Annotated in this window: 22 protein-coding genes; 3 read left to right on the top strand and 19 right to left on the bottom strand. The window is 55.4% G+C overall.

The features are described 5' to 3' along the window. Positions 1 to 46: 46 nt before the first annotated feature. Complete coding sequence (locus AKL27_RS28775) at positions 47 to 367, top strand: hypothetical protein (RefSeq protein WP_157056753.1); 321 nt, start codon at positions 47 to 49, stop codon at positions 365 to 367. A gap of 573 nt (positions 368 to 940) precedes the next feature. Here AKL27_RS28775 and AKL27_RS02060 read toward each other — a convergent pair. From AKL27_RS02060 to AKL27_RS02045, 4 genes are all read right to left on the bottom strand, one after another. Then, positions 941 to 1,729, bottom strand: a complete 789-nt coding sequence (locus AKL27_RS02060) for a hypothetical protein (RefSeq protein WP_232310870.1) — start codon at positions 1,727 to 1,729, stop codon at positions 941 to 943. A gap of 59 nt (positions 1,730 to 1,788) precedes the next feature. Further along, entirely contained in the window at positions 1,789 to 3,474 is a 1,686-nt protein-coding gene (locus AKL27_RS02055; RefSeq protein WP_050460956.1) for an ORC-CDC6 family AAA ATPase, read from the bottom strand. A gap of 51 nt (positions 3,475 to 3,525) precedes the next feature. Next, on the bottom strand, positions 3,526 to 4,791 hold the full coding sequence (locus AKL27_RS02050; RefSeq protein ID WP_050460954.1) for an N-6 DNA methylase: 1,266 nt from the start codon (positions 4,789 to 4,791) through the stop codon (positions 3,526 to 3,528). A 213-nt stretch (positions 4,792 to 5,004) separates the two neighbouring features. Continuing rightward, a complete protein-coding gene (locus tag AKL27_RS02045) occupies positions 5,005 to 5,997 on the bottom strand; it encodes a tyrosine-type recombinase/integrase (RefSeq protein WP_050460953.1) in 993 nt (330 codons plus the stop codon). Between the two features lie 183 nt (positions 5,998 to 6,180). Here AKL27_RS02045 and AKL27_RS02040 point away from each other — a divergent pair, with 183 nt between their 5' ends. Beyond that, the gene (locus tag AKL27_RS02040; RefSeq protein WP_083438806.1) at positions 6,181 to 7,209 is read left to right on the top strand and encodes a DNA-binding protein; all 1,029 of its coding nucleotides are present in this window, start codon (positions 6,181 to 6,183) and stop codon (positions 7,207 to 7,209) included. Between the two features lie 186 nt (positions 7,210 to 7,395). Here the strand turns inward: AKL27_RS02040 and fdhA are convergent, their stop codons facing one another. The 11 genes from fdhA to AKL27_RS01980 all read right to left on the bottom strand — a co-directional run bounded on the left by fdhA (position 7,396) and on the right by AKL27_RS01980 (position 19,378). Beyond that, positions 7,396 to 8,598 carry a formaldehyde dehydrogenase, glutathione-independent gene (fdhA, locus tag AKL27_RS02035; RefSeq protein ID WP_050460950.1) on the bottom strand — a complete coding sequence of 401 codons (1,203 nt, stop codon included), beginning with the start codon at positions 8,596 to 8,598 and terminating at the stop codon, positions 7,396 to 7,398. Between the two features lie 26 nt (positions 8,599 to 8,624). Next, positions 8,625 to 9,335: an ABC transporter ATP-binding protein gene (locus AKL27_RS02030; RefSeq protein WP_050460949.1), complete on the bottom strand. Its 711-nt coding sequence runs from the start codon at positions 9,333 to 9,335 to the stop codon at positions 8,625 to 8,627. Further along, the gene (locus tag AKL27_RS02025; protein WP_050460948.1) at positions 9,332 to 10,084 is read right to left on the bottom strand and encodes an ABC transporter ATP-binding protein; all 753 of its coding nucleotides are present in this window, start codon (positions 10,082 to 10,084) and stop codon (positions 9,332 to 9,334) included. The genes AKL27_RS02030 and AKL27_RS02025 overlap by 4 nt, the downstream gene beginning before the upstream one ends. After that, positions 10,081 to 11,133, bottom strand: a complete 1,053-nt coding sequence (locus AKL27_RS02020) for a branched-chain amino acid ABC transporter permease (RefSeq protein WP_083438829.1) — start codon at positions 11,131 to 11,133, stop codon at positions 10,081 to 10,083. Before AKL27_RS02020 ends, AKL27_RS02025 begins: the two co-directional genes overlap by 4 nt. A gap of 13 nt (positions 11,134 to 11,146) precedes the next feature. Further along, entirely contained in the window at positions 11,147 to 12,067 is a 921-nt protein-coding gene (locus AKL27_RS02015) for a branched-chain amino acid ABC transporter permease (RefSeq protein WP_050460947.1), read from the bottom strand. Beyond that, positions 12,064 to 13,251 (bottom strand): ABC transporter substrate-binding protein, encoded by a 1,188-nt coding sequence (locus AKL27_RS02010; protein ID WP_050460945.1) that lies wholly within the window; start codon positions 13,249 to 13,251, stop codon positions 12,064 to 12,066. The genes AKL27_RS02015 and AKL27_RS02010 overlap by 4 nt, the downstream gene beginning before the upstream one ends. A gap of 12 nt (positions 13,252 to 13,263) precedes the next feature. After that, a complete protein-coding gene (locus AKL27_RS02005) occupies positions 13,264 to 14,367 on the bottom strand; it encodes a porin (protein WP_050460943.1) in 1,104 nt (367 codons plus the stop codon). 459 nt (positions 14,368 to 14,826) lie between these two features. After that, positions 14,827 to 16,329, bottom strand: a complete 1,503-nt coding sequence (locus AKL27_RS01995; protein ID WP_050460940.1) for an amidohydrolase family protein — start codon at positions 16,327 to 16,329, stop codon at positions 14,827 to 14,829. Next, positions 16,326 to 17,378, bottom strand: coding sequence for an aromatic ring-hydroxylating dioxygenase subunit alpha (locus tag AKL27_RS01990; RefSeq protein ID WP_050460939.1), 1,053 nt, complete (start codon positions 17,376 to 17,378; stop codon positions 16,326 to 16,328). Before AKL27_RS01990 ends, AKL27_RS01995 begins: the two co-directional genes overlap by 4 nt. 18 nt (positions 17,379 to 17,396) lie before the next feature. Then, positions 17,397 to 18,359: a PDR/VanB family oxidoreductase gene (locus AKL27_RS01985; RefSeq protein WP_050460938.1), complete on the bottom strand. Its 963-nt coding sequence runs from the start codon at positions 18,357 to 18,359 to the stop codon at positions 17,397 to 17,399. Further along, complete coding sequence (locus AKL27_RS01980; RefSeq protein WP_050460937.1) at positions 18,356 to 19,378, bottom strand: aromatic ring-hydroxylating dioxygenase subunit alpha; 1,023 nt, start codon at positions 19,376 to 19,378, stop codon at positions 18,356 to 18,358. The genes AKL27_RS01985 and AKL27_RS01980 overlap by 4 nt, the downstream gene beginning before the upstream one ends. 55 nt (positions 19,379 to 19,433) lie before the next feature. On the opposite strand from AKL27_RS01980, the gene AKL27_RS01975 reads away from it, so the two are divergent. Beyond that, positions 19,434 to 20,057 (top strand): MarR family winged helix-turn-helix transcriptional regulator, encoded by a 624-nt coding sequence (locus tag AKL27_RS01975; RefSeq protein ID WP_083438805.1) that lies wholly within the window; start codon positions 19,434 to 19,436, stop codon positions 20,055 to 20,057. Positions 20,058 to 20,069: 12 nt separating this feature from the next. On the opposite strand, the gene lpdA is transcribed toward AKL27_RS01975, so the two are convergent. From lpdA to AKL27_RS01955, 4 genes are all read right to left on the bottom strand, one after another. Then, positions 20,070 to 21,509, bottom strand: coding sequence for a dihydrolipoyl dehydrogenase (lpdA, locus tag AKL27_RS01970; RefSeq protein WP_232310869.1), 1,440 nt, complete (start codon positions 21,507 to 21,509; stop codon positions 20,070 to 20,072). A gap of 10 nt (positions 21,510 to 21,519) precedes the next feature. Then, positions 21,520 to 22,806 carry a dihydrolipoyllysine-residue acetyltransferase gene (gene aceF, locus AKL27_RS01965; protein ID WP_083438804.1) on the bottom strand — a complete coding sequence of 429 codons (1,287 nt, stop codon included), beginning with the start codon at positions 22,804 to 22,806 and terminating at the stop codon, positions 21,520 to 21,522. A 15-nt stretch (positions 22,807 to 22,821) separates the two neighbouring features. Continuing rightward, positions 22,822 to 25,506 carry an alpha-ketoglutarate dehydrogenase gene (mdeB, locus tag AKL27_RS01960; RefSeq protein ID WP_050461147.1) on the bottom strand — a complete coding sequence of 895 codons (2,685 nt, stop codon included), beginning with the start codon at positions 25,504 to 25,506 and terminating at the stop codon, positions 22,822 to 22,824. 126 nt (positions 25,507 to 25,632) lie between these two features. Continuing rightward, a complete protein-coding gene (locus AKL27_RS01955) occupies positions 25,633 to 26,451 on the bottom strand; it encodes an alpha/beta fold hydrolase (RefSeq protein WP_050460935.1) in 819 nt (272 codons plus the stop codon). Positions 26,452 to 26,487 lie beyond the last annotated feature (36 nt).

Here is a 26,487-nt window from a genome sequence, read left to right as displayed (position 1 = left end):
GAAATGAAGTTTGAAGGGCCGGGGTTTCAGGTTGATTGCAGACGAGATGGCATTTGTTACAGCTGAAATAAATGGCGGACTGCCGTTTGGTTCACGCCGATTTTCGTTTCCTCATCCACAAGGCGTTGAATTTGCCACTGGACAGGGCGGTTCCAAGCAGTGTAATTGCGCATCCGGCCAACATTGCGGGCGTGATTTTTTCGTTGAGAAAAATGGCGCCCCAGATTATTCCAAAAATCGCGGCAAGCAAAAGCAGTTCGACAAAATTCACGATGAGTATCCATATCCGTTAGTTGGCGAGCACAGGCGCCATGCCGTTGAATATAAAGCTTACTCATACTTTGCACACTCTGGTTTTTGCGTTTAAATTCAATGGGATGATTTGATAGCGGTGAGTTGGATTGGCATAACGCGTATTCCGATAGCGTATGATTTTTCGAGTTTGGCGGGCTTGAAAGAGGTATTGGCGCGGATCGGCAGAGATGTTGTCGAATGGACATTTTTGAGTATTTGCAATGATTGATTAGTTCGTATAATTTACATTATGTAAAATATGCTAAATGCGATTTAAGCAAGCGCTAAGCGTCGTTGGTTTGCACAGCGATCAGCGATCTTACGTAAAGGTATCGGTTCTATTTACCTAACCCCATCGGTGTTGAGCATTGAGGCTATTTTGGTCGTTACACGATATGGTTCTGTAAAATTATTCGACCTCGCCATAAACCGCTATCGTTAGGTAATCGAGCTATGGTGAGTCGAGATCGAATGAATTCGTCTGTTCAATAAACCCTGCTTACATCTTGCGCCAAATTTGATGATAGTTCGAGTACGACTGCCCGATCTAACCTAAGGCTTCGTTCACGCGTTATTACCAAACTCTGTGTACATCCGATACCGATATCAGACAATCGGTAATCTCGGTCTTAGCGTTTGTGCGGATCTAAAATTTGGCCCCGGCAGCAAACATTGACCGTTGTTTCAAAAACTGCTTATAGATTTGGTTCGATTGTGCGGAACGATTTGAGCTAACTTTGTCGGAGAATAAATTGTAATAGCTGATAAATATTGGTCTATCTTTGGAGTACTGACCGGTCCAACTGGATGCAGGCACGCGAGACAATAGTTCGTTGAATAGATAGTTGTTGAGGGTTTTTACAAGACAAGTCGAAATTGCAATTGTATTTTGGAGAGCCACATAGTCTAGTTTTAGAGGTTTCTCTAAGAGTGCCTTGTGCTCGCTTAGGCCAAGAGAAATTGCATTGCTTACACCTAGTTTTCCAAAACGATGAACTGCGCAGTGTCGCAAGTGGCACACCCTTACGTAGTCCTTAATCGCCGTATCGAGATCCGCAGGAATATTTCCCTTAATTCCGATCAGTTCACGGATGGCGGTTGTGATATTGCTGGTGCTGACAAAAGAAATACGCTCCAACATTGCCTCAGGTAGCATTTCCCGCGACAGGTGTATTGCAGCGCTATATGACACATCCCGCTCTTCAACGCTGGCCTGACATATAGGGTCAAATGCGATCAGTCTTCGAAAAAGTGTGCGGAAATAGCTCTCAACAGCGGCAATTACTCCCAGCAGAACAAGTTGCCCCTGAAAAGGATCGAATGCCAAAGGCTGTGGTGCAAGCTTGTTTATCGACAGAAGTCGAGTCAGAAATTCGTCAATTGGTGATGCTGTCGATTCCTTATAGCTTTGATCGAAAAGCTTTTCGGTGCTCAAGACAGGATTCACTGGGGAGACAGAAAGCGTGAGCCTGCATCGAAAAATAGTAGCCATAGTTAGGAAAGAAACTCGTTGACTGTAAGGGTTACTTTGCCAATGATGCCACTGGCACGGATGGGGCCAACGTAGCTTGCTTGCTGCAGATCACCTGATGCATTCTGGGACGCGTAGACATGCCCCACAGTTCGGAGCTTTGTATCTTGATGAATACGAGCGGCCAACGATTCACTAATACCTGGAACTTCTTCGATTGGTAGCTTCATGCACTCATCAAATAGTGACGAAGAGACTAACTCCGCTCCACAATTATGACAAAATCGCTGGGATTCATTGATCCGGGCGGTGTGGCACTGCTGGCACGCGGGCAGATCCAATTTAAGATGCGCAAGCTCATCCGCCTCCAGCAGGGTCGACAATGTGCGACGTAGCGGTTGTTTTGCTAATGGCCGCTGCATATATTGTGGTACGTCTTTAGACGATGAGCCCCTCCCCTCCCGGAAAACACCTTGCGCGTGTAGAAAGGCAAGGTGTGGAATGAAGCGATCATATTTCCTGTTGGTGCCATGAGAAACGGCCTGTAGTGGATACAGCATGCCAACTTCGACGAGGAAACGAAGCATGCGTTCGGCCAACGGATTTCGATCATTGTCTTGCTTCAGTGCTAGCGTGATGTTCTTGGCCCCTGGTTCGAGCGCCTTGGCTGCTGCAATGGCTGCAACCGCTCTTTCGAAGAGTTTGCGCCCGGTGACTACAAGTGACGCGAACTGCTTCAATTTGATTCCGAGCGAGTCATATTCCGCACCGATGAGTTCAGTCTGTCGCTCAATGATTTTATTTATCTTCTGTTGAGACGAGCCTGCCTGCGTGTCCAGATATTCACGGAGGAGACGCAGATATGCGCGTGGCATTCCAAATGCGGCAAATTTTAGTAGTTCAAGCGTATCAGGATTGATCCCGCTGAGTTCTGTAGTGGTAAGTCTGAGCGTTGCAATGTCGCCCATTATGGTCGAATAGTCGGCATCTTCAACTGAGAGCCACAGAGGTACCTCTTCCGTTTCGTGAGATGCATGAAACGTTGGTCCATATTGCGTAGAGCCAGGATAAACCGATGCCTTAGGAGCAATCGTTTCCGTCTTCAATAGCCGGTAGATTTCAAAAAATGCTGTTAAATATTGATCCGTCAGACTCAAGGCCGCATCATCCAACAGGAGGATAATCCGCTTTCGGGAAAATTTTTGGCGTAAAAAGTCCAGGGTGTCGATGACATTGTCGACGGTAAGATTCTGTCCAAAGGACTCATACAGATCGGAACCACTACCACGCTCCAGTAATGAAACCAGTTCTCTCAGCTTAATTTCATCGAGATAGGTTTTGGTATCTTGGATGATTGCAGTGTCCTTCTTTGCGTCCTTCAATAGGTCAAAGCAACTTAGGAGCAGTTTGGCAACGACCCAGGAGTGAAATCGCTTTAGCGCATCCGGTGCCTTCTTGAGCAAGGGTTCAAGGTTCAGGTATCGACTGAAATTCGCATAAATTGCGATCGGGGCAGTTTCTGTATGAAGTGCATGAAGATATGTATGACGCATCAAGTGGGTCTTGCCAGTGCCTCTTGGTCCAACCAGAAGCTTTGCTCCAGTACCAAGCAGCTTCTTTCGAGCGTTTTGAAAAATCGCTCCATGCGCCATCGTGGCATCGATCGCGTCTAACGGAAGTTGATCAGCACGCTCTTCAAACTCAGCCATGAAGGATTACCTCGACAAAGTAAATAATATGTAGATATAAAGCACAAGAATTCAATACGGTAGTGGGAATGTCAGCAAATCCGCCTTCGACAGCTGTTTGGCACTGACACCGTAACAACGAGATCTTAGCCACGCTTGACCATGTGTTGAACTCAACTGCGCTAGAACTTGTTTTTGCGAAGCACGAGGTACGCGAATTCTATATATGCAATCCGATAGAATTGGGAAACCATCGGCCACACCTATGACTTTTTGCTCCAAGTTTCTACCGACCCGTGCTAAGAGAATGTCACCTGGTTGCGCCAACACTACGTGACGGCCCGAGAACGATTTATCTACTGACTTGCCAAACTCGCTAAGATCACACCAATGGCCAGCCAAGTCCACGGTTATATCTGTTGTGTGCAAAACTGGAAAAGGCATCGATCTAGATTCTGAACTAGAAAGCGAGCCCCGCTTGATATCCAATGCTATGGATTCTAGGATGCGGAGGGCCGGGTGCCAAATGGCACTTTCCTGTCGCTGAGCATGATATTCGAAATCCAGTCGATCAATGGCGTCGTTCACATCTATTAATAGCTCAGCGCTCATCCTCGAGCTCGCATCAAATTTTTGAAGCGGTATTTTTTCAGACGCTCCTATCCCCTTACCTATAACCAAAATATATGCTTGGGCATCGGTGCCGAGAAAGGAATGACGTGGCAAGCGAATCGCTCTTTGAATCGCATATTTTTGCAGCAGCTCCTTGCGAAAGAGTCTGTACTTTGATGCAGAGATCAAACTATCGGGAACGATAATCCCCAACGTCGATTTTTCGCTTAGTAGCCGGAGATTTTGGGCCAAAAAAAGCAGTGCCGCATCGACATCGGATAGTACCGGCAAACATCCGCTGAACCCCGCATCCTCGATTATTTCTGCGAATCCTGCCCGCCATCGCGGAATGATGAATGGAGGATTGCAGACTGCAGCATCGATCGAATTGGTCTTTGTCGATAGTAAATCTGGGAGGTGATCGCTCAAAGCGTCGATATGAATATGGCTATGTTTTATACCTGGTGCTTCGGCCTGCGCAAGTCGCTTCAGATGTAACTTGGCTTTCGCGTCAACATCCACGGTTAACAACTCAATATCTCTCCATCTTTGTAATACAGCACGCGAAAGCGACCCCGCCCCCGCACCAAGATCTAGGACGCGACTCGGAGCAATCCCTGACATCTGGGCAATAAGTAATCCTGCAATATCAAGTTTCGTATAGTAACGCCCGAGGTGATCCGGGCCTTCACTTTTGCGTTGGATTTGTGATGCTTCGTGAGCCATTAATTAGTTATTAAATTTTGTTCAAAATATAGCCTGAATTTCATTTGGCGTAGTACGGTACGGTATCCAGCAGATCCATGCCGGAACTCTATCATGCCGCTATGTAGAACGACATGGACAATCGCACTATTCGTACCAAGTTTGATCCAAGTAGTCTATTTTCACATAGAGAAACAGTAGGCCAATGGGCTACAAATTGTTAGGTAAGCCGAATCAGGTCGGCTTAGATCTTGATCTTAATAAACTTCCAGCCGCATTTTCCTTGAATTGATCTGCATCCTCGATGTAGCCCTGTACTGTGCCGTCGTGACGCCAGCCACCTTGCCGCTTGATATCGCGAAAATCGGCACCAGCACGGTGCGCACTAGTTGCCATGCCCCGCCTAAGGCTATGGCTCGAAAGATCCGGCACGTAGCTTAAATGTGCCAACGTCGCGCAGTCCGCCAAGATTGCATTGACACTGCCTTCGTGCAAAGCCTCGGTGGCCAACTTGCCCCACCTGCTGATCGATCTGAACACTGGCCCCGTTGAAATGCTGGCAGCATTGAGCCAGGCACGTAATGCCATGGCCGGACAGCAAGGGCCATCGCTGTATGGAATCGCCTTGACGACCCCTTCACCGATTTGGTCAGTTTTCGAGCGCGGCAGCATGATCGTTATGCCTTGAAGCGTCCACGCGATGTACTCGACCTTAATGTTGACCAATTCACTGCGACGCAATCCACCGAAGAAGCCGATCTGCAGGAGAGCACTGTCGCGCACGGCCTTTAACGTACCGAGGCTTGCCAAATGCGCCACGATGCACTCAAGGTCTTCAATTGGTAGTGCTTTGGCCTTCTTCTTGGGGCGACCGTGAGTTCGCAAGATCCCGGCCATGGTCTTTCGTACAGTCGGGGTTGATGCTGCGTCAAAGAAACCCTGGTGGACATGCCACTGCGACAGCGCTGTTAGGCGTAGCGCCAGAGTACGTGGATTTAGAGAGTCAACATAGGCTAGCAAGTAGCGGATCATCGTCGACTCGTCGGCCGGCAGCATACCGCCCCACGCCAAGTAATGGCTTACGGCCGCACGGTAAGTCCGGCGCGTGTTGTCCGACGTAGCAGCAGCTAGAAAGGCGCGGTGTCGGATGCCGAGTTCGTTATCGACGTGTGTAGTCACATTACCAATATCGATGACGTCCTGTTCAATCGAGTGAATAATGCTCATGGCTTGCCGCTCACGTTGAGTGCTTGTAAAAGCGATTACGCAGAATAGCACGCCGCTAACTTATATAACTCGTGATAAGTTAATTTATCAAATGTTAGTTTTAATGCCTAATTTCCATTTATATATTGGTTATATAAAGTAATATTATGTAATACATACTATGTTATTTTATTCGAGACTCTTATGGCACGCGCAGGTATTTTGTATTCCCAAGTTGCTGCAGTAGCGGCAAATATCACCGATATTGGCGAGAATCCCACTGTTGATAATGTTCGTGTTGCCCTAGGAAATACGGGTAGTAAAAGTACAATCGCGCCCCTGTTAAAGCGCTGGAAAAATGAACATGAAGCACGTGTTTCCGAGGCGAAAAGCGGTTTGTCGACGGAACTGGTGGTCGCAGTCAGAAATCTACAAGCGCAACTAGCAGCCACTGCTGAAGCAAAATTAAATGCGGCGCAAGCCGAATTTGACGAAAAGCTTGATGTCATGGAGGAGCGCCTACGTAGCCTTATCGAAGCATGTGGGCAAGCCAAGGCTGAACGCGACGGGCTGGCAATTCAATTGAAAGTTGAAAAAGACGCACTAGAGAAAGCGCTCTCCTCGATACAAGTTTTAGAGGTGGTCGAAGCGACAGTTCGGGCTGAAAATGTCGGCTTGCGTAATCGCCTTCAAGACAAAGACTCTGAATTAGCTCGCGCTGTTCAGCAACTAAAACAAGCAGAAACACAGTTTGAACATTTTCAGACTTCGGTGTCCACACAACGCACAGATGAGAGGCGATCATTTGAGCACAGCAAGCAGTTGCTGGAGCATGAATTGGCGGGACTTCGCCAAGAACAAATGTCAAAGGAGCTATTGATTGGCCAACAACGGCACGAACTAGAACGTCGGGACGAAGTAGAAACTGAACTAAAAGTAGCTCGGCGGGAGTATTCGAGCATCCAAAGCGAGTATGCGAAGCTAATGCAGAACCTTGTTACGGAAACAGCATTGGCAGCAGATCTTCACTCCCGATTCGATTCTAGTGAAGATAAACTGAGCGAAGCTCATGATGAACTAGCGGTCTTCAGAGCTGAACGGCCACAAATGCAAGCACGTATTTTGGTGCTGGAGGGAAAGGTGGCAAATCTAGAAGATCAACTTCAAGGGCAGCTCATTGCAAATGCACGACTCGAGTCTCAAGCTCAACCGCAGTCCCGGCGATCCAAATAGCGTATTTCTACCGGCTTATCGAGCGAGAGATTCTTGGAAGTTTTTCTGTTTCCAATTTTTGAACTGAAACAGAATTAATTTCCTTCAACCCCCTTAGTTTCAAGCGACTCGTTTCACACCAGCGGCCACCAAGAATCCAGCAATTTGGGATTTTGTGTGGCCGTCTGATAAAAGTCACCGTCGGGCTTACCCCGTGCGCTGCAGTACAGCGTGCGGATCAATGACGAATTTTTTCGGTGCACCGGCATCGAATTGTGCGTAGCCAGCCGGCGCCTGGTCCAAATCAATAACTTGTACGCCGACGATATCGGCGATATGGAGTCGATCCCACAAAATCGCTTGCATGAGTTGCCGGTTGTATTTCATCACCGGTGTTTGCCCTGTATGCAGACTGTGTGACTTGGCCCATCCCAAACCGAGACGCAGACTCAAGCTGCCGCGTTTGGCGGCAGCATCTTTTGCGCCAGGGTCTTCGGTTACGTACAAGCCTGGAATGCCAATCCGTCCAGCCGCACGGGTAATTTCCATCAGCGAATTCAGGACCGTGGCAGGCGCTTCCACCTGTGCGCCTTCGTGACCATGCCCGTGAGCCTCAAAACCCACACAGTCGATGGCACAGTCGACCTCCGCGTCCCCTAGAATGTGAAAAATCTGTTCCGCTAACGTAACGTCGAGCGACAGGTCGACCGTCTCAAAACCTACATTGCGCGCATGTGCAAGGCGCGCCGGGTTCATGTCGCCGACAATCACCACTGCGGCACCCAACAAGCGCGCCGATGCGGCAGCAGCCAGGCCGACTGGTCCGGCGCCAGCTACATAGACAGTGGTGCCGGGACCAACACCGGCTGTTATCGCACCGTGATAGCCCGTTGGCAGGATATCCGACAGGCATGTCAGGTCGGTAATTTTTGCCATTGCCTTGTCTCGATCCGGGAACCGCAACAGGTTAAAGTCAGCATACGGCACCATCACATATTCGGCCTGTCCGCCTATCCAGCCACCCATGTCGACGTAACCGTAGGCGCCGCCGGCGCGCGCCGGGTTCACGCTTAAACACACGCCGGTGTGTTGTTCCTTGCAAGTCCGGCAGCGGCCACAGGCAACATTGAACGGAACCGATACCAAGTCGCCCTTCTTCAGTGTTTCAACATCGCGCCCTGCTTCGATCACTTCACCGGTGATCTCGTGCCCCAGCACCAGGCCGGAAGGTGCGGTGGTACGCCCGCGCACCATGTGCTGGTCCGAGCCGCAAATGTTGGTTGTGATTACTTTGAGAATCACACCATGCTCGATCTTCTTGCCATTCGGGGCTTCCAATTTCGGAAACGGGATAGCCTGTACTTCCACTTCGCCCTGCCTTACGTAAACCACACCACGATTTTCTGCCATTTTATTTTCCTTTTCCTGTTATGTGCTTACACACCTGCGTACTGTTGCAACAGTTGCGGCTGGCTGCGCAAACTGTCGGAGTTACCGCTCCATACCACTCGTCCTTTTTCGATGATGTAATGCTGCTGCGCCAGTCGCAACAGCGGACCAATGTTCTTGTCGATCACGATCAGAGCCAATCCTGCAGCCTTCAGGCGATCCAGGGCCTGCCAGATTTCACCGCGTACCAGAGGCGCCAGACCCTCGGTCGCTTCATCCAGTATCAACAACGTTGGATTGGTCAACAATGCACGTCCGATCGCCAGCATCTGCTGCTCGCCGCCAGACAGATTTGCCCCCAGATTGCGCTCACGTTCTTTGAGCCGCGGGAACATCTGGTAGACCTTATCGAGGGTCCACGGCGACAAGGCATTGCGCCGGTTGCTCGCAGTAGCGACCAGATTTTCCCGGACCGTCAGATTGGGGAAGATATGTCGGCCCTCGGGCACCAAGCCAATGCCAGCTTGCGCTACACGATAGGCGGGATGTCCGGTGAGATCTTTGCCGGACATGCGTACCGCCCCCGAACTCGGTGCCAGCAAGCCCATGATGGCTTTCACGATGGTGCTTTTGCCCATGCCGTTGCGGCCGATCAGTGTCACGCATTCGCCCGCCTTTACGACTAGCGAAACGCCGAACAGAACCTGGCTGGCGCCATAGCAACATTCCACTTGTTCCAGTTCCAGCAACGGCTTCATATCACCTCCTCTTGGTCGCCGAGATAGGCGTGTTTGACATCGGGATCGCAACGAATATCATCGGGCAGACCGCACGCGATGCTGCGGCCGTATACCAATACCGTGATGCGATCGGCTAGCGCGAATACGGCATCCATGTCGTGTTCGACCAGCACAATGCCGTATTGGCCTTTCAACCGCTGCAGCAGGGCTATCACAGCTACCGATTCATGCTGGCTCATGCCTGCCATTGGCTCATCCAGCAATAGCAGTTTGGGTTGCGTTGCCAGTGCCATGGCTATCTCCAACTGGCGGCGTGCACCATGTGCCAGTTGCGCCACCGGTGCCGCGGCCAGTTGCTCCAAGCCCACCGTGGCCAGTGCAGCGAGTGCGGGTTCGGTCAAGTTGCGATCCGCATGCACCGGCAGCCGGAACGAAAAACTGTGACCATCCATAGCCTGCCGCGCCAACATGACATTTTCCAGGACGGAGAAGTCGTCAAACACGGAACTGATCTGGAACGAACGCGCCATACCGGCCTGCGCGCGACGATATGACGGCCAATTGGTCACGTCCTGTCCGTCGAAAAGAATGCATCCGGCGTCAGACTTCAGCTCACCCGAAAGCTGGTTCATCAACGTAGTTTTACCAGCACCATTGGGACCTATGATGGCGTGGATTTCGCCGGGGCGGACATCGAGGTCGAGACAGTCGGTGGCGACCAAACCGCCGAACCGTTTGACCAGTCCGTTAACTGAAAGGAGCGTCATGACAGCTTCTCCTTGCCGGCAATCAGCGCGCCATATAACCCTCGTCGCAATGCCAGCGTAACAACGATGATAAACAGGCCCATCAGACCCAGCCAGTGCGAGCGCACTACCTCGTCCAGTCCATACGGCAATGTGAATGGCAAAGAGGACAATACTTCTTCCAGTATCAGCATGCAGAGCGCACCGACCACCGGCCCCATCAGCGTACCCAGGCCACCAAGTACGACCATGACGAGCAGCTCTCCGGATACCGCCCAGTGCATATAAGACGGCGAGACGAAATTGGTCAGATTGGCCATCAAGAGCCCGGCGATCACACACACTTGCGCGGAAATCACATACGCCAATAGCCGGTAGCGCAGTAGCGGGAAACCGAGCGCCGCCATGCGACGCGGGTTGCACTTGGCTCCCCGCAACAACATCCCGAAGCGCGCATGCACAAGGCGGCGAAAGCAATACAGCGTAACCGCGAGCACGACGAAGACGAGGTAATACAGCACATTGGGATTGGATAACGGCAAGCCGCTGAAGTCACTGCGAGAGGCCAATGGCAAGCCGTCGTCACCGCCAAACTGACGCAAACTCACCACCAGGAAATACAGCATCTGCGCAAATGCCAGTGTGATCATGATGTAGCCGACCCCGCTGGTACGCAGGCTGATTGCGCCTATCAGCAACGCGATCAGACCACCACATGCCAGCGCTGCGCCAAGGTGGATCCAGCCGCTAGTCACACCGTATGAGGACAAAATCCCGACTGCATAGGCGCCAACGCCGATATAGAGTGCATGACCCATGCTTATCATGCCGCCGTAACCGAGCACCAAGTTCAGCCCCGTTGCCGCTAGCGCGAAAATCAGAATGCGTGTTACCAGCGTAATGTAGAAGGGTTGCCCTGCCAGTTCCGCCAACAGCGGAACCAGCGCCAGTGCGGCCATGATTGCGACTGGCAGCGCAGCACGCGGCAGCGACCATCGAAATCCTGGTTGTCGTGCCAAGGGCGGTGCGCCAGGACCAATCAGCCCCGAGATTGCATCATTCAGTTTCATATTGATTTTTGCCTTATCCATGTTTTACCGGGAACAAGCCCTGCGGTCGCAGCGCCAGCACAGAAGCCATCAACAAATAGATGAACATCGATGCGATAGCCGGCCCGGCAGCTTGCGCTACCGAACGTTCGAACAGCTCTTTCAACAGCGTGGGCAGAAACGCCCGCCCTAACGTATCGGCGACGCCGATGATGAGCGCGCCGTAGAAGGCGCCGCGCACCGAACCGATACCACCGGTGACAATGACCACCAATGCCAGAATCAATACCGGCTCTCCCATCCCCGGCTGAACCGCCAGAATGGGGGCGGCCATCATGCCGGACAATCCGGCCAGTGCGGCACCGCCACCGAACACCAGCATATTGATACGTCCGATATTGATACCCAGCGCAGATACCATCGTGGCGTCTGCTGCACCAGCGCGTATCAGCATGCCCAGCCGCGTTTTATTGATTACCAGATACAGCGCCAGTGCGACCACCAGTCCGGCTGCGATGATCGCGCAACGGTAAGCCGGGTATGGAACGCCGAACAATGACACCGTGCCCGACAACGCTTCCGGCACCTCGATAAACAAAGGGGCGCGGCCCCATAGCACGGCAGCCACCTCGTTGAGCAGCAAGATCAGGCCAAAAGTCGCCAGCACTTGATACAAGTGGTCGCGGCCGTACAGACGGGACAGTACCAACCGCTCCATCAGCACACCCAGCGCCAGAGTAGCGACGATAGCAATTGCTATGGACGCCGGGAACGAGCCAGTCCAGCTGAACGCGACGGCACCGAAGTAGGCGCCGGCCATGAACAACGAGCCGTGCGCCAGATTGACCACGTTCATGATGCCCAACACCAACGTCAGCCCGGCGGACAACAGAAACAGCAAAATGCCGAATTGGAAGCCGTTCAGCAGCTGCGACAGGAAGACCGTGCTGTTCATGGCTCTACCTGGCGCATCACGCATTGGGTGTGATAGGCGTCCTGGTGGTCAACCAACGGCGTCGCCACTTTACGCATGCTGACGCGTCCCTTGGCATCGTTGGCTGCTTCGAAAATATGCAAATCCTGAATAGGGAAATTATTGTTATTGAACTTGAATTTCCCCCGCACAGACTTGAAATCCGCCGCCTTCAGCGCTGCAGCAAAGGCGGCCTTGTCAGCCATATTGCCCTTTACTTTGGCGATCGCCGAGTCCAGCAAGAGTGCGCCGTCGTAGCCCTGAGCGGCCAGATTCGACGGTATCCGCTTGAACTTTCGTTCGAACTGTTCAACAAATTTCTTGTTGGCCGCATTGTCCAGATCTGGTCCCCATTCCATCCCGAGTAAAGCGCCCAATGCTGCCGTCTTCAGCGCCGGCAGACTGGTGCCATCAATGATGCCAGTCGACAGCAGAGGCAGTGTTTTTAACAAACCGGCCTGCTGGTACTGACGCACGAAATTTATGCCCATGGCGCCAGGATAAAAAGCGAACACAGCATCCGCCTTGGCAGCGGCGACCTGGGTCAGCTCGGTCGAAAAATCAAGCTGGCTTAGCGGCGTATAAATTTCATCGAGGATCAGACCTTTATAGGCGCGCTTGAATCCTGCCAACAAGTCCTTCCCGCCCTGGTAATTAGGTGCCATCAATACCACTCGTTTGAATTGCTTGTCGGTCGCATACTTGCCGACGACTTCCGCAATATCCTCGCCTTGAAAAGAAACCACGTACTGGTACGGCGAGCAATTGGCACCGGCCAACGGCGACGGTCCGGAATTCGTACTGAGCAAGAAGACCTTCTTGTCGGTGATCGTTTTGGCCACTGCCATCACGACATTCGATGCCGTGATGCCGGTGATGATGGGAACCTTTTCGCGTTCGATCAGCTTGGTGACAATCTGCGCACCGATATCAGGCTTGAACTGATCGTCTTCTTTGATTATCTTCACCGGCACGCCGCCTAACTTACCTCCGCGTTCATCCACTGCCAGCATGAAGCCGTCGTATTGATCTTGGCCGAGAGCGCCTATCGGTCCCGAAAAAGTGGCCATGAATCCGATCTTGATCGGTTCCTGGGCGGCGACCGGCGCGATTGCCATTGCTGGCAATGCTACCGCCGCCAAGACATTTCTGATGTGTTTGAGCATTTTCTTCTCCTATTAAAACGTGTGACGTATACCAATTTCGAAACTACTGACGTCCTGGCCACCTAACGGCAAGCCCGCGCCACCTGCAGCAACAGGCGGTAAATAACTCTTCATGCTTGGCCAGAGCCCCAGGTTGGTCGCACTGCCGTTATTCAAGTGCGCATATGACGCGTACAACGTGGTGCGAATTGACAACGGATGGTAGAAGCCCAATGCATAGGTGCTGGCACGTCCGCCCGCGGTGTCTTCCAGCCGGCGCGTTGTGTAAGTAGCGCGGACGGTGTCGACGCCGATTGGATAATTGATGCCGGCCTGATAAGCGTTGACGTCTTTTTCTCCATCCAGTTTGTTTTTCATCAGATAGCTGAACAGCTTGAATACGGTAAAGTCATAGGTCAGGCCGGCGGTCAAGGTGCGGTTGGAGCGGGTGGTGTTTGGATTGAGACCAGCAAGAGTTTGGTCTTCATAGGCAATGCCTGCGAACAGCGGCCCCTTTGCATATTCGAGGCTGGCCGAGTCGTATTGTCCAAGGTCCTTGGGAGAAGTTGCCCTTTCACTCAGTGCATGCAAGAAGCGGAAGCTGAAATCCTTACCGCGCGGCGATACGTACTGGATCGCGTTATCCAATGTTCCGGCACCGGCGAAACCGCGCACATTACCGGGAGTTTGCTGGGTCAATGTAAAGCCCCCGCCATTCCCGTGGCGCGCATAGGCATCACTTCTCGCCTGCAGGAACAACGCTGGTGAAAACTGGCTTCCCAACTGCAGCGCTCCCCAACCGGCGCCATAGCCGACATAAGCTTCCCGGTCAAACAGCTTGCTGCCACCAGAACTGGCGCCGGTATCCATACTGAATCCCGACTCCAGTTTGAAATAGGCGCGCGTGCCATCGCCGAGATCTTCGGTTCCGGTCAGTCCCCAGTACGAAATATCATTGGACAGGTATGGGATGGATTGCCCTGCTCTTCCAGGAACGCTGGAAAAACGGGTCAAATCGAGCGCCAGATCCAACTTGCCATAGAAGATGACATTGCTCGAACCCAGTGAGGTTTGGGCCATGACGCTTGCGGGCAGCAAAGCAGGTACCACGATCAGCATGATCAGTTTTTTATACATTGTTTGTCTCCAGATTTTTTTTATGCTGCCAGAACTGGCAGTCAATTCATTCTAAGGACGCTTATTGCATAAATAAATACAATGTGTTTCATATTCAGAATGAATAAAATGCATAGATGAAAAATCTCGATTCGATGCGAAAAACGCGAATGTGAAAAATCACACTCGCGTTATTCTTTTGCTTCAGCTGGGCGGTCAGTAGGTTCGCCCGATATACGATTCAGGGGATTTATTCTTATCCTGTCTTATTTGATATTTCTCCAAGAATTCGCGTTTCATCCGAGCAGGATCGGCGCAATAAAAGTACCTGCCTTTCAGGAATGCTCCGGCAATCTTGTCGATGTTTCCACCATCGACAATGGGGTTCTCGTCGAGTAGCACCACGTCGGCATTCTTTCTGGCTGACCTGTTCGCAATCCTTCGCGCAAACTAGAAAAATACCCAATCCCGAAGTGCTGTTTAATGTACGTGTCCGTGCTTATCACCTGTCGCCAGAGGCTGGTTTCCCCACGCCTGCGCAACGTCGCGTTTCATCCGATCAAGATCAGTGGCGGAGAAATAACGCCCCCTCAGGAACACGCCAGCGATCTGGTCCAGATTCGATGCATCGGCGATCGGGTTGGCATCGAGCAGCACCAGGTCGGCATTCTTGCCCGCCTCCACCGTTCCCATACTCGCTTCCTTACCTAAAAAGGTCGCGCCATTCAGCGTGGTCATTTGCAGGATCTCCAGCGGTGTCAGTCCGGCCGCTGCCAGCTCGCGGAATTCCTGGTGCAGACTGTAGCCGGGGATCACCCAGATGCCGCCAAAGTCCGATCCTGCCAACATCTTCACGCCACTGTCTTTCAACAGTTTCACCACTTGCTGTTGCAGGCCGTAATAGTGCCGAAAGGTCGCTTGCGCCGACGCCGGTATTTTGGCGTCGTACTGCGTCGCCAGTTGTTCCCACTTGGCCCGCGTGCCCTTGTTGATCCAGGCCAGATGCGGGTCTTTGCGGTACTGCACATCGTTACTGAATTCCGAAGTGCGCAAGCGGATCAGCGTCGGCACATGCCAAGTGCCGTTGCGCACAAAGACCTGTGCCAGCGCGCGGCATTTTGTGTCGCTGTAGCTGTCGATGACTCGCTGGTAGAACTGCGCATCGCGTTCGCGGTACAGCATTGGCGTGGCAATGAAGCTCGGTGTAAACACCGGTGGCGCGCCCTCTCCGCGCAGCAGCGCTGCCCTGGCCTCGTCGCCTTGCGCGGCACAATCAAGCAAGATGCCCAGGCCGGAGCCCAAATGCTCAACCGAGTGCCAGCCAGCGTTCGCCGCTTGCGCGGCGCCAAGGGCGACCGGCAAGTGGCCGGCCACCGTTAGGCCCTGCGCCTTGGCTTCGGCCAGCACGGCCAAGGCCCCATCGCGGCTGGCGCTGACCAGCTTGACGAAGTCGGCGCCCATTGCCTTTTGTTGTCGCACTTGCTGCACGCCTTGGTCGGCGGTGCCAACACCCACCAGCAACGTGCCGGGAATCAGCAGGATTTCAGGCGCGTCAATGCGCCCCGCCACGCTGTCCGCATTCAGGCGCCGGCTTTGTTCAATGAGCGCAGGTGAACCGGCCATCTCGCGCACCCCCGTGACGCCATGGGCGAGCAGCAACGGCCATGGCGCCGGCTTCTGGTCTGCCTCCAACATGGCATGGGTATGCATGTCGAGGAAACCAGGTACCAGGTATTTCCCGCTGCCATCGACTTCCTTCGCACCGGCTCCTGCGCGCACGCCTGCCGCCGGCACTATCCGTTCGATCTTGCCGCTGGCCAAAATTACCGCCATGTCCGGACTGAGCGAACCATCGCGCGTGTTCACCACCGTGACATTGCGGATCAGCGTGCCCTGCGTGACCGTCTGCATATCCGCAGTAGCGCAGCCCGTCAGTGCAGCGCTCACCCAGACTGCTGCCATTGTTTTCGTCAGCTTTATCATTTGTCTTTCCTCGCCTCTTGTTCCAGCTTTAACATCGATTCGACAATACGCTGCACCCGGACCGCTGCACCGTCGGATGACAGCATGACCGGAGTGCGGCCATTGGCACGCAGGTAAGGTTGCAGCGCGTGTATTTTCTCGATCATCGGCTTGTCCTCGTCGTTCAGCGCCCGCTGCTGCCACTGACGGAACAGGGCATCGACCGTTTCATCGTCCTGTGAATAATTTCGCGAGGAGCCATAGAAGTAGTGGCAACTGTCGACAGTCTCGGGAATGACGATATGCGTGCCGTACTGATTGATGCCGTGCTCGCGGCCCCGGCCGGTTGGCGTCACGCCCACCTGGTTACGCATCAATCCGATCGGATCCCAGCGGATATCGTTGAACTGGTCGACGATGGTGTCCTTGTCCTCGAAGCCGGACTGGAACAGTACGGTCGGCTTGCAGCCGGGGAACAGCAGGTTGTTGAAGACCGTGTTGCCTTCTTGTCGCACTTCCCGCTTGACGTCTTCGAAGCCGGTACTGAGCTTTGCCATCGCCTTGTGCAGGTAATTGAAGTGACCCAGATCCATCAGGTTGTCGACCATCAATTGGTGGCCGCCATTGACCCGGCTCAAGCCCTTGATAGTGCGGCGGGCAGGATCGGTAAGATGACTGAAGTCGGGAATGTCCTGTTGCTGCGCTTTGTCGCGGTCGCCCAACCAGATCCAGATCAACGAATGTTTTTCCTGCAACGGATAAGCATCGATATGCAGCGCGTCCACCACCTGGCCACCCGATTGCGGATTCTTCACACACTTGCCGGAGCAATCGAATTCCAGGCCGTGGTAGTTGCACTGCACGCGGTCTTCGATCAGATTGCCCATCGCCAACGGTGCAAACCGGTGTGGGCAGACGCCGTGAATGGCGGTGGCCGTGCCATCGAGGCGCCGGTACAGCACCACCGGCACACCCGCCACCGTGCGACCCAGCAGCGTGCGGTTCACTTCGTCGGACCACGCGATGACATACCAAGTGTTGAGAATGAATTCGCTTGTTTTATTTGTCATGATTGTCTCCTTGTTGTTTTACAGATCGAGCACCAGCAGTGCCGATTTCGAGCGCGAACAGCAGGGCAAAAACTGGTCGTTGCGCTCCTGCTCGTCCGGCGTCAGGTACATGTCCTGGTGATCAGGCTGGCCATCCAGTACCCGCGTCAGGCAAGTGCCGCACACACCTTGTTCGCAGGACACCGGAATGTGCACACCGGCTTGCGCCAACGCGGCCACCACGCTTTGCCCTGCAGGTACCGCTACCGTGCGGCCAGAACTGGCCAGGCGCACTTCAAATGCCTGGCCGTCGGTTACGGGTGCGGCGCCGGCGAAGAACTCATAGTGCAGCCGGTCTTCTGGCCAGCCCTTGGCGCGTGCGCTGGCCAGCACCGCGTCCATGAAACCCTTCGGACCGCACACATACAGATGCGTACCTGGTGCGGCCTGCGCTAGCAAGACGTCCAGCGCCAATCGCTGCTGCGGGCCTTCACTGTCAAAATGGAAATGCACGCGATCGGCGAACGGCGAAGCGCCGATGCGTGCGCGAAAGGCGGTGCGCTCCGGGGCGCGGGAGCAGTAATGCATTTCGAAGCTGGCCGAGGTCTTCGCCAGCCGTTCGGCCATGCACAGAATGGGCGTCACACCGATGCCGCCGGCGAGCAGCAAACTGTGCTCGGCCTCCGGCACCAGTGCGAAATGGTTCTTCGGTGTGCTGATCTGCAACTCGTCGCCTTCGCGCACCAGTTCATGCACTGCCTGAGAGCCGCCCCGGCTGGCGGGATCGCGCAAGATGCTCAGCAGGTAGCGGTGCGACTCGGTCGGATCATTGCACAGTGAGTACTGGCGGCTGATCCCGTTTGGCAAATGCAAGTCGACATGGGAGCCGGCCGAAAACGGCGGCAGCCCTGCCCCTTCCGTTGCCACCAGTTCGAGGCTGACAATATCGAGCGCTTCGACCGCCTTGCGTGCCACGCGCACCTTGAGTAGCGTGTCGCTCATAGCGTAACCTTTTCCTTCTCGATCAGGGCCGCCAGCACGCGGCGGGCACGCACTGCGGAGGCATCGGTGGTCAGCATCACCGGCTTCAAGTCCATCAGCTCGGCACCGCCCATGCGCGATTCGCAAGCGGTGACCATCGGGTCATCCTCCAGGCGGAATACGCTGTCGATACCGACACGGATCTTCTCGCTCAGCGATTCATCGTCGATCAGCGTGTCGCGTGCAAATACCCAGAAATAATGGGTCGAGCCTTTGGTCTCAGGCGTGAGGATATGGGCGACCGCCGCGCCCGGGCCTTCGGATTCCGGCCGACCACATTCGGTGATGCCGATATCGAGCGACAGCAACGACGGCGGATCCCAGCGCATGTGGGCACGGCGGTCGCCGACATTGGATGGCTTGTTCCACATCATGCGCCACAGCGGCGTCAGCGGCTCAGCCGGCATGCGGTTGTACGCGTAGACGGTATTACCCTCGACCTTCATCTCGAACGAATTGCGGGCGCTCGAATCCGCATTGCCGATCAATGTGTGCAGGTAAGCCACGTGGCTCAAGTCCAGCAAGTTGTCTGTCACCAACTGGTAGTTACAGCCGACCCGCAGATAACCGCGCACCGGGGCGCGCTTGACATGGTCGTCGATGGCACTGAAATCAGGCAATAACGCGGGGTCGGCTTTATCGGCTTCGCCCATCCAGATCCACACCAGGCCATGGCGTTCCAGCAGCGGAAAAACTGGCACCTGTGCCGCCTTCGGTACCGCTCCGTGCGGATTGTGCACGCACGCACCGTTGGAACCGAAGCGCATGCCGTGATAGGAGCACTGAACCACACCATCCACCAGCTTGCCCATCGACAGCGGAGCAAAGCGGTGCGGACAGCGATCCGCCAGTGCCACCGGCTTGCCATCGAGGTCGCGGTAGAACACCAGAAATTGGTCTAGCAGCGTGCGTGCCAGAAGCTGGTCGCCAACTTCGTGGTCGAATGCGGCGGCGTACCAGGCATTGCGTAAATAAGTCATGCTTGTCTCCTTTTTTTTAATCCGGCAAATATAGTATAGTTACGAAACAAAACCAATGCAACGGCAATCAGCAAGCAAAAAGTGCCTTACGCTGTACGTTGTATACTGCGTAGCCGTTCCATCAACACAAGCCAAGCCCGGGCACCAGATGATCAAGAAATCCAGCCATTCCCTTTCGCAAGACAAACTCTCGCTGTCGGCCGAACGCGCCGAAGGGCTGGCGGCAGACGAAAGGAATGCCTGGCGTCATGACAACATCGGCCGACTCTCGATTTTTTGCTACAACCACTTCGAGGCCAGCATGCTGCAAAGTCTGGCGCGGCAAGGTTTCGCCGATGTAAAGCTGACGCATCTGCGCGTGTTCCGCAACATCGACTACGACGGCACACGCGTGACCGAGATCGCGGCGCGCGCCAATGTCACCAAGGGCGCAATGAGCCAGGTACTGACCGAGTGCGAGCGACTCGGCTACCTGGTGGCAACCACGGACGCGATCGATGCCCGCGCCCGTGTTGTGAAATTTACCGCCGAGGGCCGCAAACTTATGCAACACTGCCGCAAGGCCATCGCCGAAGTTGAGGCGCAATTTGAAGCGACTGTGGGTGCCCGAAAATACGCCGAACTGAGAACCTTGCTGCTGGAAGTGCGCGCCGGGCTGGCGGCCAGCGACGACGTTTAACCGCCGTCCGGCTTAGCGCTTGCGCAGCGGCGGCAAGTCCGTGCACACACCTTCAACCACTTCCGCGGCCATACCGATCGATTCACCCAAGGTTGGGTGCGGGTGGATGGTTTTGCCGATATCGGTGCCGTCGCAACCCATTTCGATGGCCAGGGCAATCTCTCCGATCATATCTCCCGCATGGGTACCGACGATGGTGCCGCCGATGATGCGGTGCGTTTCCGCGTCGAACAGCAGCTTGGTGAAACCTTCCGCACGACCATTGGCCACGGCACGGCCCGAGGCGGCCCACGGGAAATGGCCCTTCTCAACCTTGATGCCCTTGGCTGTCGCTTCGTCTTCCGTGATGCCGACCCATGCCACTTCCGGGTCGGTGTAGGCGACCGACGGGATCACCTTGACGTCGAAGTACGACTTCTGACCGGCAGCCGCTTCGGCGGCCACGTGCGCTTCATGCACGGCCTTGTGGGCCAGCATCGGCTGCCCCACTAGATCGCCGATGGCGAAGATGTTCGGCACATTGGTGCGCATCTGGCTGTCGACGCTGATGAAGCCATGGTCGGTGACTGCGACGCCAGCCTTGTCGGCGGCGAGTCTCTTGCCGTTCGGGCTACGGCCGACGGCGACGAGTACCATATCGTAGATCTGCGGTGGTGGTGCCGTGGCACTCGCTTCCGCTGCTTCGAACGTGACCTTGATGCCGTCCGGCAGTGCCTCGACGGCTACCGTTTTGGTCTTGGTCATGATGTTGTCGAAGCGCTTTTCGTTGAACTTCTGCCACACCTTGACGGCATCGCGGTCCGCACCTTGCATCAAACCATCCGTCATTTCCACGACGTCGATGCGCGTACCAAAAGTGGAATAGACCGTCGCCATTTCCAGACCGATGATGCCGCCGCCGATGACCAACATGCGTTTCGGAATCTGGCGCACTTCCAGCGCGCCCGTCGAATCGACAATGCGCGGATCTTCCGGCATGAATGGCAGTTTCACCACGGACGAACCGGCAGCAATAATGGCTTGCTTGAACTGCACGACCTTCTTCGTGCCGTCAGCCGCCGTCACCTCGATGTGATTGGCGCTGAGGAACTGGCCCACGCCCGTCACCACTTGCGTCTTGCGCGCCTTAGCCATGCCGGCCAGGCCACTCGTCATGTTGGCGATGACGCCTTCCTTGTACTTGCGGACCTGGTTGATATCGATGGCCGGCTTGGCAAATGTGACGCCCGTGGCGGACATGTGCGCCGTCTCGTCGATCACGGCAGCCACGTGCAGCAGCGCCTTCGACGGGATGCAGCCGACGTTCAGACATACGCCACCCAGTGTGGCGTAGCGTTCGACGATGACGGTGGACAGGCCCAGATCGGCCGCGCGGAATGCTGCCGAATAGCCGCCAGGACCGCCGCCCAGCACCATTATGTCGCAGGTGATATCAGTTTCAATGATGCTCATGCCATACCCTTCACAACAGAATCTTGCGCATATCGGCCAGCACCTCGGCCAGATAGGCGGCGAAGCGTGCACCCGTGGCGCCGTCGATCACGCGATGGTCATACGACAGCGACAACGGCAAGACCAGCCGGGGCTGGAAAATATTCCCGTCCCAGAGCGGCTTCATTACCGACTTCGACAGGCCCAGGATTGCCACTTCCGGGGCATTGATGATTGGCGTAAACGCCGTGCTGCCGATGCCGCCCAGCGAAGAAATGGTGAAGGTCGCGCCTTGCATGTCGGCCGGCTTCAATTTGCCGTCGCGTGCCTGTGCCGACAACTGCCCCATTTCCTGCGCGATCCGCGCTACGCCCTTGCTGTCAGCATTCCTGATCACCGGCACCACCAGGCCATTCGGTGTATCTGCTGCGAAGCCGATGTTGTAATACTTTTTCAAGATCAGGTTTTCGCCCTTCGCGTCCAGAGAAGAATTGAACGCCGGGTACTTTGCCAGCGCGGCCACGGCGGCCTTGATCACGAAAGCGAGCATGGTCAGTTTTGCCGCATCCTTGTTTTTCGCATTGGACGCAACACGCAACGCTTCCAGTTCCGTCACGTCAGCATCTTCCCATTGCGTCACATGCGGAATCATGACCCAGTTGCGGTGCAGGTTTGGACCCGAAATTTTCTTGATGCGCGGCAGTGCCTGGAGTTCGGTTTCGCCGAACTTGCTGAAATCGAGCGCTGGCCATGGTAGCAGATTCAGGCCTGAACCGTTCTGGTTGGCGTCGCGACCAGTTGCCGTACTGGCACCTGATACCGCTTCCTTGACAAAGCCTTGCACATCACTTTTGGTGATACGACCTTTCGAGCCAGAACCTGGTACGCGGCTCAAATTCACGCCCAATTCACGGGCGAACTTGCGCACGGAAGGCGAAGCGTGGGTCAGCGCGCCGACGACAACCCGACCTGGTGTCACGCTCGCAACGGCGACGGCAGGAGCCGGGGCCAAAACAGGAATTGGATCTGTTACTGCAACCGCAGGTGCTGGCGCGGCCTGCGCTTGGGCAGCCGTGCCGACCGATCCTTCAAGCATTAGCACCAGCGCGCCCTCGGCCACCGTATCGCCGATGTTGACTTTCCATTCCTTCACCACGCCCGCATGGCTGGACGGGATTTCAATGCTGGCCTTGTCCGATTCCACCGTCATCAGGGATTGCTCAACTGCGACGACATCGCCGGGCTTGACCAGTAATTCAATGACTTCGACACCCTTGAAGTCACCGATATCGGGAACTCTGATTTCTATTATGTTCATCTACTCTTCTCTCGTTTATACCGTCGCCGACCAGGCCTGATTCAAATCCAGTCCCAGCACCTCGGCGAATGCCTTCAACTGCGCCGCATCCTTCCCGCCCGGCAGTTCACTTAAGGCCGTGTAGGCAATCCACTTCGCATCGATCTCGAAAAAATCACGCAGATTGGCGCGTGTGTCGCTGCGGCCGAAACCATCGGTACCCAACGTGGTGTAGACGCCGGGGACAAATGCACGAATGCTTTCCGGGATGGCGCGCACGTAATCGCTGAGCGCCACCACTGGTGCCGTACTGGTTCCCAGCTGGCGCGTGACATAAGCCGCTTCCCCTCGCTGGCCAAGACGCACGTTGCGCTGCGCGGCGATACCATCGCGCGCCAGTTCCGTATAACTGGTCACGCTCCATACTTCAGCCGCGATGCCCAGATGTTGCTGCAGCAGTTGCGCCGCTTTTATCGCTTCTTTCAGGATCGGGCCGGCCGCCAGCAGCCTGACATCAGCCTGCGCTTGCGGCTGCAAACAGTACATGCCACGCCGTATGCCCTCTTCCACGCCGGCGGGCATGCTCGGCTGCCCTTCGTTCTCGTTGGTAACGGTAACGTAATAAAACACATCGTCGTTCTTGCCCAGCATGCGCTCCATGCCGTCCTGCACGATCACCGCCAGCTCGTAAGCGTAGGCCGGGTCATAAGCGACGCAGTTGGGCACCGTAGCGGCGATCAGGTGACTGGTGCCATCCTGATGTTGCAAACCTTCGCCGGCCAAGGTGGTGCGTCCAGACGTGGCGCCGATCAGGAAACCGCGTGCGCGCTGATCAGCCGCCGCCCAGATCATGTCGCCGATGCGCTGGAAGCCGAACATCGAGTAATAGATATAGAACGGCAGCATCGGGGTGCCGTGCACCGAGTAGCTGGTCGCTGCTGCCGTCCATGACGAAATGGCACCGGCCTCGGTGATGCCTTCTTCCAGAATCTGCCCGTCCTTTGCTTCGCGATAGGACAAGATGGATCCGATGTCCTCGGGTTCGTATAGCTGCCCCTGCGCCGAATAGATGCCGACCTGGCGGAACAGATTGGCCATGCCAAAAGTACGCGCCTCATCGGCCACAATCGGCACCACATGCCTGCCAATGCCGGCATCCTTGAGCAAGCCGCCCAGCATACGCACGACTGCCATTGTGCTTGACATCACTTTGCCATCGGCGGTCAGCGCGAACGCCGCATAGGAATCAATCCCGGGCACCGGCAGTGGAACGTGCGTGCTAACGCGACGCGGCATGAAGCCACCCAGTTCTTCGCGACGGCGTAACAGGTGCTGCATTTCCGCGCTGTCCGCGGCGGGCTTATAGAAGGCCAGAGCCTCGCAATCGGCATCCGATATCGGCAGGCGGAAGCGGTCGCGGAACTCCAGCAGATCACGCGCGTCCAGCTTCTTCTGCTGGTGGGTCGTCATCTTGCCCTGCCCCGCCGTACCCATGCCGTAGCCCTTCTTTGTCTGCGCCAGAATGACGGTCGGCTGGCCACGATGATTGGCCGCCGCATGGAAGGCAGCGTGGATCTTTTTCATGTCGTGGCCGCCGCGCCGCAGGCGGTCAATCTCGTCGTCCGTCAACATGGCGGCGATTTCCTTGAGCGCCGGGTTCTGGCCGAAGAAGTGCTCGCGATTGAAGGCGCCGTCATTCGCGGCGAAGGTTTGCAGTTGACCGTCCACGGTCTGGTTCAGCGCCGCTTGCAATTCACCCGTTTTGTCGCGCGCGAACAGTGGGTCCCAGTCGGCGCCCCACATCAGTTTGATGACGTTCCAGCCGGCGCCGGCGAAGATGGTTTCCAACTCGTCGACAATATGGCCGTTGCCGCGCACCGGGCCGTCCAGCCGCTGCAAATTGCAGTTCACCACAAACACCAGGTTATCCAGACTCTCGCGTGCGGCGAGGCTTAGCGCAGCCAGCGATTCAGGCTCGTCCATCTCGCCATCGCCGAAAACGCCCCACACTTTGCGTTCCTGCGAGGCCAACAGATTACGGTGCCCCATGTAACGCATGAAACGGGCCTGGTAGATCGCACTAATTGGCCCGAGCCCCATCGAGCCGGTAGGAAATTGCCAGAAATTTTCCATCAGCCACGGATGCGGGTAAGACGACAGGCCTTGGGCACCGTGTTTTTTTGCCTCAATTTCCTGCCGGTAAAACGACAATTCAGTCTCGCCCAGGTCGCCCTCAAGAAACGCGCGTGCATAAATACCGGGTGCCGAGTGCGCCTGAAAGTACACCAGGTCGCCGTCGAAAGTGGCAGTGCGCGCACGGAAGAAATGGTTAAAGCCGACCTCGAACAGATCAGCTGCCGACGCGTAACTGGCGATATGGCCGCCAAGCTCACCATAGGCGCGGTTGGCGCGCACCACCATCGCCAGCGCGTTCCAGCGTATCAGGCTGGCAATGCGCTGCTCTGTTGTCAGCGCATCAGAACCACCCGGAAAAGGCGGTTCGTCCTCGACGCGGATGGTGTTGTTATAGGGCGTGTTGCGGGAGTCACGCCAGCGCACGCCAGCTTGCTGTGTGGCGGCACTCAAGCGCGACAGCAGATAGCGCGCACGCTCCGGACCGGCTTCCCTGATCACGCTTTGCAGCGCTTCCAGCCATTCGGTCGTTTCCACCATGTCGCTATCGACCGGCTGGTTCAAATTACTTGCGGATAACATTTCCATGATCGTATTCACGTGTGAAGCAAAAGCCAGGACGTACGCCGCCGTGGCGGCAATGCCGCCATGGCCAGCGTCGAACAGTGGCTGGTTGGTCCGGCGAACCAAGGCCGCCGGCGAATGAAAAAGGTGTCAGGCCGGTAGTTCAGTCGCGCTCAGTCTGTGCAGCATGCTGCGCAATTCGGTAGCAAACAGATCAGGATCAGTGACGAACGCCAAATGATGGCCAGCGATTTCGACATAGGGACAGGCAAGGATTTCGGCTGCCACCTTGGCAGTGCGGGCATAGTAGGCGTCAAGACTAGCGCTGCCCGCACAAGCGATTACCGGCACGCCGTCGCGTCGTATCTTGCCGAGATCGGGTAAGTAGCGACCGATCAGCAGATATTCATGGGCCATGAAACGATCCATATTGCCGCCTTGGTCCCCCGGTGCTGCGGCGCTCGGAGAGAAACCAATCAGCGACATGGCGAACTGGCGCATGGCTGGCCCTGTTCCTTGCGCCTGATAGGTGGCGTAGACGCCGTCGACCAACGCCATTTGCTGGTCGGCATCCGGCAAAATACGCATGACGGGTGGTTCATGCACCACCAGGCCGCGCACCAGTTCCGGATGACCTTCAGTCAGTGCCAGGGCGATGCTGGCACCGCCGCTATTACCGAACACATAAGCCGGACCCGCAGCCAATGCGCGAATCAGAGCAGCGGCATCCCGTCCTTGTTGCGCCATATCCAGATCGGCAGCGGCATCGCCACTACTGCGGCAACTGGCACGGCGGTCGTAACGGACCACCGTATAGCTGTCGGCCAAACGGGATGACAACTCAATGTATCGGCGGCTGTCACCGTTACCGCCAACAACCAGCAACAGCAACGGCCCTTGCCCTTCGCAGTCATAGGCGATGTCGGCGCCTTCGGTATGTACCTTGCCAGAATGTTTGCCACGTTCCATGTGATGCCCTGTCTCAATGTTCATTTAAAGAAAAAT

It is taken from the genome of Herbaspirillum autotrophicum, from assembly GCF_001189915.1.
Classification (GTDB): Bacteria; Pseudomonadota; Gammaproteobacteria; order Burkholderiales; family Burkholderiaceae_D; genus Herbaspirillum; species Herbaspirillum autotrophicum.
This window is presented reverse-complemented; position numbering and strand designations above follow the sequence as displayed.

Bases quoted from the DNA above. Each gene is read 5' to 3' on its own strand.
- AKL27_RS01990 (WP_050460939.1), bottom strand. From the start codon at position 17,378: ATGACAAATAAAACAAGCGAATTCATTCTCAACACTTGGTATGTCATC.
- AKL27_RS02030 (WP_050460949.1), bottom strand. From the start codon at position 9,335: ATGAAGCCGTTGCTGGAACTGGAACAAGTGGAATGTTGCTATGGCGCC.
- AKL27_RS02040 (WP_083438806.1), top strand. From the start codon at position 6,181: ATGGCACGCGCAGGTATTTTGTATTCCCAAGTTGCTGCAGTAGCGGCA.
- mdeB (WP_050461147.1), bottom strand. From the start codon at position 25,506: ATGGAAATGTTATCCGCAAGTAATTTGAACCAGCCGGTCGATAGCGAC.
- AKL27_RS28775 (WP_157056753.1), top strand. From the start codon at position 47: ATGGCATTTGTTACAGCTGAAATAAATGGCGGACTGCCGTTTGGTTCA.
- AKL27_RS01955 (WP_050460935.1), bottom strand. From the start codon at position 26,451: ATGGAACGTGGCAAACATTCTGGCAAGGTACATACCGAAGGCGCCGAC.
- AKL27_RS01985 (WP_050460938.1), bottom strand. From the start codon at position 18,359: ATGAGCGACACGCTACTCAAGGTGCGCGTGGCACGCAAGGCGGTCGAA.
- AKL27_RS02015 (WP_050460947.1), bottom strand. From the start codon at position 12,067: ATGAACAGCACGGTCTTCCTGTCGCAGCTGCTGAACGGCTTCCAATTC.
- AKL27_RS01995 (WP_050460940.1), bottom strand. From the start codon at position 16,329: ATGATAAAGCTGACGAAAACAATGGCAGCAGTCTGGGTGAGCGCTGCA.
- AKL27_RS02025 (WP_050460948.1), bottom strand. From the start codon at position 10,084: ATGACGCTCCTTTCAGTTAACGGACTGGTCAAACGGTTCGGCGGTTTG.
- AKL27_RS02055 (WP_050460956.1), bottom strand. From the start codon at position 3,474: ATGGCTGAGTTTGAAGAGCGTGCTGATCAACTTCCGTTAGACGCGATC.
- AKL27_RS02005 (WP_050460943.1), bottom strand. From the start codon at position 14,367: ATGTATAAAAAACTGATCATGCTGATCGTGGTACCTGCTTTGCTGCCC.
- AKL27_RS01975 (WP_083438805.1), top strand. From the start codon at position 19,434: ATGCAACGGCAATCAGCAAGCAAAAAGTGCCTTACGCTGTACGTTGTA.
- AKL27_RS02020 (WP_083438829.1), bottom strand. From the start codon at position 11,133: ATGAAACTGAATGATGCAATCTCGGGGCTGATTGGTCCTGGCGCACCG.
- AKL27_RS02050 (WP_050460954.1), bottom strand. From the start codon at position 4,791: ATGGCTCACGAAGCATCACAAATCCAACGCAAAAGTGAAGGCCCGGAT.
- lpdA (WP_232310869.1), bottom strand. From the start codon at position 21,509: ATGAGCATCATTGAAACTGATATCACCTGCGACATAATGGTGCTGGGC.
- AKL27_RS02045 (WP_050460953.1), bottom strand. From the start codon at position 5,997: ATGAGCATTATTCACTCGATTGAACAGGACGTCATCGATATTGGTAAT.
- fdhA (WP_050460950.1), bottom strand. From the start codon at position 8,598: ATGGCAGAAAATCGTGGTGTGGTTTACGTAAGGCAGGGCGAAGTGGAA.
- AKL27_RS01980 (WP_050460937.1), bottom strand. From the start codon at position 19,378: ATGACTTATTTACGCAATGCCTGGTACGCCGCCGCATTCGACCACGAA.
- AKL27_RS02010 (WP_050460945.1), bottom strand. From the start codon at position 13,251: ATGCTCAAACACATCAGAAATGTCTTGGCGGCGGTAGCATTGCCAGCA.
- aceF (WP_083438804.1), bottom strand. From the start codon at position 22,806: ATGAACATAATAGAAATCAGAGTTCCCGATATCGGTGACTTCAAGGGT.